At 58.7% G+C, this 11,640-nt stretch carries 12 protein-coding genes and 1 pseudogene; 12 read left to right on the plus strand and 1 reads right to left on the minus strand.

All coding sequences use genetic code 11. The annotated features are described in order from the left end of the window. Positions 1 to 50 precede the first annotated feature (50 nt). From G4Q83_RS19985 to G4Q83_RS20020, 8 genes are all read left to right on the plus strand, one after another. Entirely contained in the window at positions 51 to 2,216 is a 2,166-nt protein-coding gene (locus tag G4Q83_RS19985; RefSeq protein WP_128421906.1) for a type I secretion system permease/ATPase, read from the plus strand. Next, positions 2,213 to 3,634 (plus strand): HlyD family type I secretion periplasmic adaptor subunit, encoded by a 1,422-nt coding sequence (locus tag G4Q83_RS19990; RefSeq protein WP_185817272.1) that lies wholly within the window; start codon positions 2,213 to 2,215, stop codon positions 3,632 to 3,634. The genes G4Q83_RS19985 and G4Q83_RS19990 overlap by 4 nt, the downstream gene beginning before the upstream one ends. A gap of 153 nt (positions 3,635 to 3,787) precedes the next feature. Then, positions 3,788 to 4,264, plus strand: a complete 477-nt coding sequence (locus G4Q83_RS19995) for a hypothetical protein (protein ID WP_128421953.1) — start codon at positions 3,788 to 3,790, stop codon at positions 4,262 to 4,264. 123 nt (positions 4,265 to 4,387) lie between these two features. Next, entirely contained in the window at positions 4,388 to 4,924 is a 537-nt protein-coding gene (locus G4Q83_RS20000; RefSeq protein ID WP_128421954.1) for a hypothetical protein, read from the plus strand. Further along, on the plus strand, positions 4,924 to 5,379 hold the full coding sequence (locus tag G4Q83_RS20005) for a hypothetical protein (protein ID WP_128421955.1): 456 nt from the start codon (positions 4,924 to 4,926) through the stop codon (positions 5,377 to 5,379). The genes G4Q83_RS20000 and G4Q83_RS20005 overlap by 1 nt, the downstream gene beginning before the upstream one ends. Positions 5,380 to 5,418: 39 nt before the next feature. Further along, on the plus strand, positions 5,419 to 6,402 hold the full coding sequence (locus G4Q83_RS20010) for an IS5 family transposase (RefSeq protein ID WP_185817191.1): 984 nt from the start codon (positions 5,419 to 5,421) through the stop codon (positions 6,400 to 6,402). Between the two features lie 176 nt (positions 6,403 to 6,578). Beyond that, the gene (locus G4Q83_RS20015) at positions 6,579 to 6,932 is read left to right on the plus strand and encodes a hypothetical protein (protein WP_128422018.1); all 354 of its coding nucleotides are present in this window, start codon (positions 6,579 to 6,581) and stop codon (positions 6,930 to 6,932) included. A gap of 4 nt (positions 6,933 to 6,936) precedes the next feature. Beyond that, the gene (locus G4Q83_RS20020; protein ID WP_185817193.1) at positions 6,937 to 7,743 is read left to right on the plus strand and encodes an IS5 family transposase; all 807 of its coding nucleotides are present in this window, start codon (positions 6,937 to 6,939) and stop codon (positions 7,741 to 7,743) included. A gap of 124 nt (positions 7,744 to 7,867) precedes the next feature. Here the strand turns inward: G4Q83_RS20020 and G4Q83_RS20025 are convergent, their stop codons facing one another. Continuing rightward, entirely contained in the window at positions 7,868 to 8,851 is a 984-nt protein-coding gene (locus G4Q83_RS20025; RefSeq protein WP_185817191.1) for an IS5 family transposase, read from the minus strand. 172 nt (positions 8,852 to 9,023) lie between these two features. Between G4Q83_RS20025 and G4Q83_RS20030 the strand changes: the two are divergent. From G4Q83_RS20030 to G4Q83_RS20045, 4 genes and pseudogenes are all read left to right on the plus strand, one after another. Continuing rightward, positions 9,024 to 9,278, plus strand: a pseudogene (locus tag G4Q83_RS20030) (calcium-binding protein); the annotation flags it as partial. 65 nt (positions 9,279 to 9,343) lie between these two features. Next, positions 9,344 to 10,327, plus strand: a complete 984-nt coding sequence (locus G4Q83_RS20035; RefSeq protein ID WP_185817191.1) for an IS5 family transposase — start codon at positions 9,344 to 9,346, stop codon at positions 10,325 to 10,327. 99 nt (positions 10,328 to 10,426) lie between these two features. Next, the gene (locus G4Q83_RS20040) at positions 10,427 to 10,963 is read left to right on the plus strand and encodes a hypothetical protein (protein ID WP_185817273.1); all 537 of its coding nucleotides are present in this window, start codon (positions 10,427 to 10,429) and stop codon (positions 10,961 to 10,963) included. A gap of 166 nt (positions 10,964 to 11,129) precedes the next feature. Beyond that, a complete protein-coding gene (locus G4Q83_RS20045) occupies positions 11,130 to 11,639 on the plus strand; it encodes a hypothetical protein (protein WP_128421903.1) in 510 nt (169 codons plus the stop codon). Position 11,640: the final 1 nt, after the last annotated feature.

Raw genomic sequence — 11,640 nt, forward strand, 5'->3', positions numbered from 1 at the left:
GCAAGATATTGGCCTGAAGCGGCCTCGACGGGCCCCGCAAGGAACGCGAAATGTCAGGGGGAAATGCCGCGCCTGGGTTGGTGGAAGGCGCTCGGTCCGCATCCGAGGCACCCGATCTGGCCCTGCAGGGCTTGGTCCTGCTGGCGCAGTTCCACGGGATCGCGGCCGATGCGGCGCAACTGGCGCATGACGGCGGCCGCGGCGGCGCGCCCTTCGACGAGGTGGCGCTGCTGCTGGCGGCCCGCAAGCTGGGGCTCAAGGCCAAGGTGGTGGCACAGCCGGCGCACCGCCTTGCGCTGGCGACCCTGCCCGCGCTGGCGCTGGTCCCGGAGGGCGCGCCTTTCATCCTCGCCCAGGCCCAGGACGATCGGATCCTGATCCACGACCTGGCCGAGCGCCGTCCGCGCACGCTCTCGAGCGCCGAGTTCCAGGCGCGCTACGCGGGCAGGCTGCTCCAGGTCGCCTCGCGCGCGTCGGTGCTGGGGGAGCTGGCCAAGTTCGATGTCAGCTGGTTCATCCCGGCGCTGGTCAAGTACCGGCGGCTGATGCTGGAAGTATTCGTGGTGTCCTTGTTCATCCAGCTGTTCGCGCTGGTGACCCCGTTGTTCTTCCAGGTGGTCATGGACAAGGTGCTGGTGCATCAGGGCCTGACCACGCTGGACGTCATCGCCATCGGGCTGGTGGCGATCGCGGTGTTCGAGGTGGTGCTGTCGGGATTGCGCACCTACGTGTTCGCGCATACCACCAGCAAGATCGATGTCGAGCTGGGGGCCCGGCTGTTCCGGCACGTGCTGGGGCTGCCGCTGGCCTACTTCGAGTCCAGGCGGGTGGGCGACACCATCGCCCGCGTCCGCGAACTGGAGAACATCCGCAACTTCCTGACCGGGCAGGCCCTGACCTCGGTGCTGGACCTGTTGTTCACGGTGGTGTTTCTTGCGGTGATGTGCTGGTACAGCGGTTGGCTGACCTTGATCGTGGTGCTGTCGCTGCCGGTGTATGCGCTGATCTCGGCGGCCATCACCCCGGTGCTGCGCGGCCGCCTCAACGAGCAGTTCGCGCGGGGAGCGGACAACCAGTCGTTTCTGGTCGAGACCGTCAGCGGCATCGGGACGGTCAAGGCGATGGCGGTGGACCGGCGGGTCACGCGGACCTGGGACAACCAGCTGGCCGGCTACGTGAGCGCGGGCTTCAACGTCACCCGGATCGCGACGCTGGGCCAGCAGGGCGTACAGCTGGTGCAGAAGCTGGTGGCGGTGGCGGTGCTGTTCTGGGGCGCGAAACGGGTGATCGAAGGCACGCTGTCGGTCGGCCAGCTCATCGCCTTCAACATGCTGTCCGGGCAGGTGACCGCGCCGATCATCCGGCTGGCGCAGCTATGGCAGGACTTCCAGCAGGTCGGCATCTCGGTGGAGCGGCTGGGGGACATCCTGAACACCCGCACCGAGGTGCCCGGCAGCCGGTTGGCGCTGCCGCCGATCCGTGGCCAGGTCACGTTCGAACGGGTCGGCTTCCGCTACCGTCCGGATGCGCCGGAAGTGCTGAACGGCATCGACCTGGAGATCGGCGCTGGCGAGGTACTCGGCATCGTGGGGCGTTCCGGCTCGGGCAAGAGCACGCTGACCAAGCTGGTGCAGCGGCTCTACACCCCCGAGCGCGGGCGGGTGCTGATCGACGGCCAGGATCTGGCACTGGCCGACCCGGCCTGGCTGCGGCGGCAACTGGGCGTGGTGCTGCAGGAGAACTTCCTGTTCAACCGCAGCGTGCGCGAGAACATCGCCCTGTGCGACCCGGGGCTGCCGCTGGAGCGCGTGATCCACGCCGCCACGCTGGCCGGCGCGCACGAGTTCATCGTGGAACTGCCCGAAGGCTACGACACCAAGGTGGGCGAGCACGGCGCGGGGCTGTCCGGCGGGCAACGGCAACGCATCGCCATCGCCCGCGCGCTGATCACCGACCCCCGGATCCTGATCCTCGACGAGGCCACCAGCGCCCTGGACTACGCGTCCGAGCATGCGGTGATGCGCAACATGCGGGCGATCTGCAAGGGGCGCACGGTGCTGATCATCGCCCACCGCCTGTCGACGGTGCGCCGGGCCGACCGGATCGTGGTGGTGGAAAAAGGGCGCCTCGTGGAAAGCGGCTCGCACGAGGAACTGGTGGCCCGCCCGGACGGCCATTACGCACACCTGTTCCGGCTTCAGCAGGGGGCGCCATGACGCATCGGCTGCAGGGATGGCGCGACGTCTTGCGTCGCTACGTCGACGTCTTCACGTCGGCCTGGTCCCTGCGCAAGCAACTGGATGCGCCGCACCGGACGGCGGACGAGCGCGCGTTCCTGCCCGCGCACCTGGAGCTGACCGAAACCCCGGCCTCGCCCACGGCGCGCTGGAGCATGCGGATCATCATCGCGCTGTTCTGCACCGCGCTGCTGTGGGCGTGCCTGGGCCAGCTGGACATCGTCGCCGTCGCGCCGGGCAAGACCGTGGTCGATTCGAGGACCAAGGTGGTGCAGACGGCAGAGACAGCGGTGGTGCGCAGGATTCTGGTGCGCGATGGGCAGACGGTGAAGCGGGGCCAGCTGCTGATCGAGCTCGATGCGACCGCAACCGGCGCGGAGTTCGTGCAGGCCGGCGGTGCCCTGGTCAATGCGCGCCTGGCCGTCCTGCGGCAGTCGGCGCTTGCCCGTGCGATCGTCGATGGCCGGCCGCCGCGGTTGGATCCAGCGCCTGATTTGGACGCCGAGCGCATTGCAACCGAGCAGCAACTAGTCGTCAGCCAGTACGACGCCTTCCAGGCCCACCGCCACCACCTGCAGGCGAGCATCGCGCAACGGCAGGCGGAACTGCGCACCACGCAGGAGGCGATCGGTCCGCTGGAAGAATCCGCCCGCATCGCCAAAGTGCGCGCGGACGACTACGGGCGCCTGGTCGAAGGCAAGTACGTGGGGCGCCACGAATACCTGCTGCGCGAACAGGAGCGCATCGCGGCGGAAAGCCAGCTGGCCACCCAGCGCAACCGCCTGCAGGAGATCGGCTCGGCGCTGGGCGCGGCGCAGGAAGAACGGCGCATGCTGCTGACCGAGACCCGGCGGCAGGCATTGGACGCGGTGCGCGAGGCGAGCGAGCAGGCGGGGCAGCTGGCGCAGGACGTGGCCAAGACGGAGCGGCGCGACGAACAGATGGCATTGCGCGCCCCGGTGGACGGCACGGTCCAGCAACTGGCGGTGCACACCGTGGGCGGCGTGGTGACGCCGGCGCAGCCGCTGCTGGTGGTGGTGCCGGTCGAAGAGGCGCTGGAGGTGGAGGCCACGGTGTTGAACAAGGACATCGGCTTCCTGCGGCCGGGCCAGCCGGTGACGGTGAAGATCGAGAGTTTTCCCTACACGCGCTATGGCTACCTGACCGGCACCGTGGCCAGCGTGTCGCACGATGCGGCGCAGGACGAAAAACTAGGGCTGGTGTTCCCGGCGCGGATCAAGCTCGACAGCAGCACCCTGGACATCGACGGGGTGCAGGTGCGGATGAGCGCGGGGATGAGTTTGAGCGTGGAGGTCAAGACGGGGCGGCGACGGGTCATTGATTATCTGCTGAGTCCCTTGAGGCAGCATGCCTCGGAGGCGTTGCGGGAACGGTAGCGTGGGTCTGTATTTTTGTTCTTGATATATCAAATGTTTTATTTTGGTCAATTGAGTCGATCGGTGATTTGATCTTGAGCGCCTGTTGTAATCTTTTTTGATGGGATGAAGCATAATGAAAAAATTTCGTAGGGTTCTTATCTTGGCTGCGGTATGCATTTTATTATTGGCAGCGTTGCTGTCTGGAGTTGTATACGTCAAATTGAATCATGGAGAGAAATTGGGCGAGTGGGTTTTCCTGCTCTCAAGAGTTTCTCAATTCACAAAGTTTTCGGAGCTGTCTGGCCTTGGGTGCGTGGGCGACGTTTATTATGCTGTTTGTTTGTGTTCCCGATTTCGCTCATTGTCTCCTATGTGTGGATTGTGTACGAAGAAGACGATTGGCGGCTCAGTGAATGGATGAAAGACCCTATGGATTTTAAAAAGAGGTTCTATGGGGCCATTTTATTCGTGATTTTGATACCGATGACGATTTTATTTTTGCTCTCGTTCAGAGGGCAGGACGCCAGGCTTCTTTCTATATCGAATAATTTTTATTCAATGGCAATGAAGGGTTGGATTTCATTGGCTGTCGCTGGTGCAATAGCCGGAGGTGGGTTTTCTTTTATTAGAAAGGTGTTTATTGGATAGCTCGCGATAAGGATCAAGTGGCAGTTGAATTTACTCGAGCAGAGGCATTGGCTGGTTGCTTCAGATTTATTTCTCTAGAGAGCTGATGAGTGAATTAATCTGAGTGTAGACGAGAAGGGTAAGGTGGACATGGTGAAGAGTAATGGTATGAATCAAGGTTTTATGTATGGGCTTGCTATGATTCTTATAATACCCAATATAATTTTCTTGCTTTCTATTATGGGTGGGCATGAATTAATAAATTCGATATTTTTTGACAGGGCATTGAAAACAAATTTTCCGAAAAGTGCTTCGCTGTTTATTTTATTTGGACTGTTTTCGTTGTTGATTTCGCTCGTGCCGCTTACTTTTGGTACGTTGCGAATTTCTCTCGATAGGCTTGCCATATTTAAAGACACAGCAATGTTGTCGATTCATAAGGATGGGCGGCCGTATAAATTAGGCCCATTGATAGCTGTTATATTTTTTTTGTTGGTGATCATTGTAATGTTTGTTTTTGGTCCGGTGGATATGGCATTGATGTGCTACAGCGGTTTTTGTATTTCAAAGGATCCCTTGTTATTTATCGCAGCACAAAATTTATTGCTTTTTGTGGCTTATATCTGTAGTGGGTGCGTAATATTCTGGATTGTAGCTTATATAAAACTCAGGAGATTATAATGGAATCCAATACTTTAGTCAGAGATCAGGTCTACGCTGCGATAATCGCTGAATATAAAGAGGGTACGGGGAAGGATCCGAACAAGTTGCCAGGACAAAAACCAGTTGATGCTAGAGAATATATAAAAAATAAAATGAGTGATGCATATTCCGATGCTGCAGCATCGCTGGCGCAAGCTGCGTTGTTAACTCCGGAGCAGGCAGCTTCGTCTGAAAAGGCTCGTTGGTCTGAAATGGCGGCTCAGACCAGCAAGTCGGCAGCTTTTATGCGCAGCCTTGCTAATAGGATGTCGGACGCCGTTGCTCAATCCGGAGGCGCCTCTACTGCACAAGAAGCGATGATAATTAGTAATCTCCGGCGAGCCGATAGTTTGCTGGCTGAGGCAAATGGCTATATCGGCAAGGCATTGGATAGTGGTGTATCTGCTAAGGATGGTCTGAACAACTCCCTCTGATCCTGCGACAATCGTACAAAGCCCAACAGGACAACGACGATGCAATTGTCTTTCGGCGACGCGGAGTACAACGGCAAGCGCAAGCAGACGCGGCGCGAAAGGTTGCTGGCCGAGATGGATCAGGTGGTGCCGTGGAAAGACCTGCTGGCGCTGATCGCGCCGCACTATCCGAAGTCGGGCCATCCGGGCCGTCAGCCGTACCCGCTGGAGACAATGCTGCGCATCCACTTTCTGCAGCAGTGGTACGCACTGAGCGACCCGGGCGCGGAAGAAGCCTTGTACGACACGGCGTCGATGCGCCGTTTCGCCAGGATCGGCGGGTTGGATGAGGTGCCGGACGAGACCACGATCCTCAACTTCCGCCGGTTGCTGGAGACGCACGATCTGGCGCGCACGCTGTTCAACCGGGTCAACGCGCACCTATCGCGCAAGGGCCAGAGCCTGCGCGGCGGCACCATCGTGGACGCCACGATCATTGCCGCGCCCAGCTCGACCAAGAACAAGAACGGCGAGCGCGACCCGGAAATGCACCAGACCAAGAAGGGCAATCAGTACTACTTCGGGATGAAAGCGCACATCGGCGTGGACGATGAGTCCGGGCTGGTGCACCACTTGGAATGCACGGCGGCCAACGCCGCAGATATCACCCAGGCGCACAAGCTGCTGCACGGCAAGGAAGACACGGTATGCGGCGACAGCGGCTACACCGGGCTGGCCAAGCGCGAGGAGATGGCGAGCAAGCGCAAGCTGCGCTATCTGATCGCGGAGAAGCCCTCGAAGCTGAAGCAGATCAAGAGCAAGCGCGAATTGAAGTGGGCACAGCGCTGGGAGCACGCCAAGGCCAGCCTGAGGGCGAAGGTGGAGCATCCGTTCCGGGTGATCAAGCGCCAGTTTGGCTACGTCAAGGTGCGCTATCGCGGCCTGGCGAAGAACACGGCGCAAGTGCTGACGCTGTTTGCGCTGTCGAACCTGTGGCTGAAGCGAAAGCAGTTGCTGCCTGTCGTGGGGAGGGTGTGCCTGTAATCCGGGAAATACCCCGGAAATGCGCCGGAAACGGCGAAAAACCGAGGGTCTGAGCGCCGTGGGCGTGGTCGATATGGCTTGCCTCATCCTCCGACCGCGTTGATCAGACTATCCCTAAAGCGATCAAGGCAGTAAGTGCAAAACTGGGCGCAGCATCTGCGTTTTACGGATTGGCGATGGGTGGTATCAAGGATGGGATTAAGGGTGTGGGTGGGGGCGGTGCAAACATATTGGGTGGTTTGGCCGCTGGAGCTTTAATACAGACTTATGTAACGCCGATTTTAGCCACTTATATGGCAGGGGCTGGTGCAAGCGCAGCTGCCATAGGAATGGCATCTGGCGCAGCTGTCATCCTTGCCGGCTTTTTGGGAGGGCAGATTGGTACATTGGCCTACGAAAGTGGGCTCACCGAAAAAATCGGTCTGAACTGGTTGATTCAAAAGGCAATGGATAATGGCCTGGGGGCTTTTATACAAGGCCTCGGTGAATTAGAGCGTGTTATGAACTTTGAGTCGATCCGGCTATCGTAGCGGGATGCAGAGCAAACGCCCATATCCGACCGACATTTCCGACGAAGAGTGGGCGTTCGCAGCGCCTTACCTGAGCCTGATGACCGAGCACGCTCCGCAGCGCAAGTACGAGCTGCGGGCAATGTTCAATGCGCTGCGCTGGATGGCACGTGCTGGAGCGCCATGGCGCCTTTTGCCCAAGGACTTCCCGCCATGGGAAGCGGTCTACCAACAGACACAACGCTGGCTGCAGGCGGGCTGCTTTGAAGCCATGGTCAACGACCTGCGTTCCATCCTGCGTGTTGCCCAAGGCAGACATGGCCAACCCAGTGCTGTCATCCTGGACGGGCGGACGCTGCAATCCACCTGCGAGAGCGGCACACGTGCAGGCTACGACGGCTATAAGCGCAAGAAGGGCAGCAAGGTGCATATGGCGGTGGACACGCTCGGATATTTGCTTGCAGTGCAAGTCACACCTGCCGACGAGCAAGAACGCGCTCAGGTGCGCTCGCTGGCGCAAGAGGTGCAACATGTCACGGGCGATACGGTAAAACTGGCGTTCGTGGATCAAGGCTACACCGGGCAGGAGCCGGCGCAAGCCGCGCAGGCAGAAGGAATCGAACTGCACGTGGTGAAACTTCCCGAAGCCAAGAAAGGATTCGTCTTGCTTCCTCGGCGCTGGGTCGTCGAACGCAGCTTCGGCTGGGTCAACCGATTCCGACGATTGGCACGCGACTATGAGCGCTTGCCGGAAACCTTGGCTGGCTTGCACTTCGTCGTCTTCACCGTGCTCATGCTCAGCAACGCCGCTACCATCCTTCAAAGTTCATAACACGCTCTAGGGATAGTCTGATCAACGCGGTCGGAGGATGAGGCAAGCCATATCGACCACGCCCACGGCGCTCAGACCCTCGGTTTTTCGCCGTTTCCGGCGCATTTCCGGGGTATTTCCCGGATTACAGGCACACCCTCCCCACGACAGGCAGCAACTGCTTTCGCTTCAGCCACAGGTTCGACAGCGCAAACAGCGTCAGCACTTGCGCCGTGTTCTTCGCCAGGCCGCGATAGCGCACCTTGACGTAGCCAAACTGGCGCTTGATCACCCGGAACGGATGCTCCACCTTCGCCCTCAGGCTGGCCTTGGCGTGCTCCCAGCGCTGTGCCCACTTCAATTCGCGCTTGCTCTTGATCTGCTTCAGCTTCGAGGGCTTCTCCGCGATCAGATAGCGCAGCTTGCGCTTGCTCGCCATCTCCTCGCGCTTGGCCAGCCCGGTGTAGCCGCTGTCGCCGCATACCGTGTCTTCCTTGCCGTGCAGCAGCTTGTGCGCCTGGGTGATATCTGCGGCGTTGGCCGCCGTGCATTCCAAGTGGTGCACCAGCCCGGACTCATCGTCCACGCCGATGTGCGCTTTCATCCCGAAGTAGTACTGATTGCCCTTCTTGGTCTGGTGCATTTCCGGGTCGCGCTCGCCGTTCTTGTTCTTGGTCGAGCTGGGCGCGGCAATGATCGTGGCGTCCACGATGGTGCCGCCGCGCAGGCTCTGGCCCTTGCGCGATAGGTGCGCGTTGACCCGGTTGAACAGCGTGCGCGCCAGATCGTGCGTCTCCAGCAACCGGCGGAAGTTGAGGATCGTGGTCTCGTCCGGCACCTCATCCAACCCGCCGATCCTGGCGAAACGGCGCATCGACGCCGTGTCGTACAAGGCTTCTTCCGCGCCCGGGTCGCTCAGTGCGTACCACTGCTGCAGAAAGTGGATGCGCAGCATTGTCTCCAGCGGGTACGGCTGACGGCCCGGATGGCCCGACTTCGGATAGTGCGGCGCGATCAGCGCCAGCAGGTCTTTCCACGGCACCACCTGATCCATCTCGGCCAGCAACCTTTCGCGCCGCGTCTGCTTGCGCTTGCCGTTGTACTCCGCGTCGCCGAAAGACAATTGCATCGTCGTTGTCCTGTTGGGCTTTGTACGATTGTCGCAGGATCAGAGGGAGTTGTTCAGACCATCCCTAGGGGGAGAGCTAGGAATTCAGCTTTATGATCTGCTGCATCCTTCTCCAAATGGAGTCGCAAACAACGTCAATGAGAAATTTCGTGATGCCGCTAATTTCTTGCCGCGCCGCGATCCTTTGACACTCGATCTGGACGGGGACGGAATTGAAACTATATCTGCGGACCGTGGTGTGATGTTTGACCATGACGGTGACGGAGTAAGAAGTGGGTCGGGGTGGGTTTCAGCAGACGATGGACTCCTCGTCATGGATCGCAATGGTAATGGAGTTATAGATAATGGCGGGGAATTGTTCGGTGCCGATACCATGCTTTCCAATGGAGGCAAGGCTGCTTCAGGTTTTGACGCTCTGCGCGATTTAGGGATGGTCTGAACAACTCCCTCTGATCCTGCGACAATCGTACAAAGCCCAACAGGACAACGACGATGCAATTGTCTTTCGGCGACGCGGAGTACAACGGCAAGCGCAAGCAGACGCGGCGCGAAAGGTTGCTGGCCGAGATGGATCAGGTGGTGCCGTGGAAAGACCTGCTGGCGCTGATCGCGCCGCACTATCCGAAGTCGGGCCATCCGGGCCGTCAGCCGTACCCGCTGGAGACAATGCTGCGCATCCACTTTCTGCAGCAGTGGTACGCACTGAGCGACCCGGGCGCGGAAGAAGCCTTGTACGACACGGCGTCGATGCGCCGTTTCGCCAGGATCGGCGGGTTGGATGAGGTGCCGGACGAGACCACGATCCTCAACTTCCGCCGGTTGCTGGAGACGCACGATCTGGCGCGCACGCTGTTCAACCGGGTCAACGCGCACCTATCGCGCAAGGGCCAGAGCCTGCGCGGCGGCACCATCGTGGACGCCACGATCATTGCCGCGCCCAGCTCGACCAAGAACAAGAACGGCGAGCGCGACCCGGAAATGCACCAGACCAAGAAGGGCAATCAGTACTACTTCGGGATGAAAGCGCACATCGGCGTGGACGATGAGTCCGGGCTGGTGCACCACTTGGAATGCACGGCGGCCAACGCCGCAGATATCACCCAGGCGCACAAGCTGCTGCACGGCAAGGAAGACACGGTATGCGGCGACAGCGGCTACACCGGGCTGGCCAAGCGCGAGGAGATGGCGAGCAAGCGCAAGCTGCGCTATCTGATCGCGGAGAAGCCCTCGAAGCTGAAGCAGATCAAGAGCAAGCGCGAATTGAAGTGGGCACAGCGCTGGGAGCACGCCAAGGCCAGCCTGAGGGCGAAGGTGGAGCATCCGTTCCGGGTGATCAAGCGCCAGTTTGGCTACGTCAAGGTGCGCTATCGCGGCCTGGCGAAGAACACGGCGCAAGTGCTGACGCTGTTTGCGCTGTCGAACCTGTGGCTGAAGCGAAAGCAGTTGCTGCCTGTCGTGGGGAGGGTGTGCCTGTAATCCGGGAAATACCCCGGAAATGCGCCGGAAACGGCGAAAAACCGAGGGTCTGAGCGCCGTGGGCGTGGTCGATATGGCTTGCCTCATCCTCCGACCGCGTTGATCAGACTATCCTTAGATGAAAATCGTGATGGTGTATTCAGCGAATCTGACTCCCACTTTAAGGATGTCAGGATTTGGCGTGATTTTAATCAAGATGGTATCTCTCAAGCGAGCGAGTTGTTCCGGCTCTCTGATCTTGGGATTGCTTCGATTACTCTGACGCCTACGACCACCGTAGATCTTGATCTTGGCAATGGTAATATTGTTGATAATCGCGGCACCTATACCCGCAATGACGGCACGACTGGTTTGGCGGGTGATCTCCAGTTGGCAGTGAACAATTTCTTCCGCGACTTCACTGGTTCGCTTGAACCGGTGACCGTCACAGACGAGGCGGGTCAGCTTCCCAATCTCAAAGGCAGTGGCGCCGTACGCGATTTGGAACAGGCCGCGAGCCTGTCGCAAGATTTGTTGGCGGACATCAAGGCATTGACCCCAGGCATCTCCCGCGACGCAATGCGAGCCAGGCTCGACACCATCCTCGCGCATTGGGCGGGATCAGAGTCCATCGTTCCCCTGAGACCTGACGGATGACCATGAAGCGCGTGCGGTTCCAAGTCGGACTTTCGCTGGTGGCGTTCCTCGAGTGCTGCGCGACTTCCCGACCTTCTCTACTGAAGCTATGTGCTAATCAGGAATATGTATGCAGATTTTTAAAAAAAAGGTCGTTCCCATACTGGTGAAATACAGGAGGTGTGATTTGAATAGTAAGCTGAGAGAATTTCTGGAGGATAAAGGTAGTTATTTCCTATTAGGATTCTTTATTGTTCCTGTTTTGATAAGTAAATTGGTTGTTGCGGCAGAAGTTAACGAACTGTGCTTGAGTGAAAATTGGGAGTTTTTTTTTGAAAGCGCATGGGGTAAAGCTGACGGATACTGTTCAGCCATGTTGGCGTACTTATTTCTATCCCCTCTTGTTGCTGCGTGGCTATATCCAAAGCTAACACTTAAAGAGAAGTACAGCGTAAAAGAAATCATGGCTGCTATTGGAAGTATTTTTGTGGTTTTATTCTTACTATTTATTGCTCTAAGAGGGCCTTCAATATATTCAATTGATGATCCGACTAAGGCTATGAGATTGATTCTGATTTTAGGGAGGTCGCACACAATGTTCTGCATGATGTATGGCGCGCTTATTATGTCTTGTGTTGTAGTTGGGTGCGTATCAACGATTATTTTTCTGCAAACACTAATCATGAAAAGGAGTTGAA

It is taken from the genome of Xanthomonas theicola (assembly GCF_014236795.1).
Lineage (GTDB): Bacteria > Pseudomonadota > Gammaproteobacteria > Xanthomonadales > Xanthomonadaceae > Xanthomonas_A > Xanthomonas_A theicola.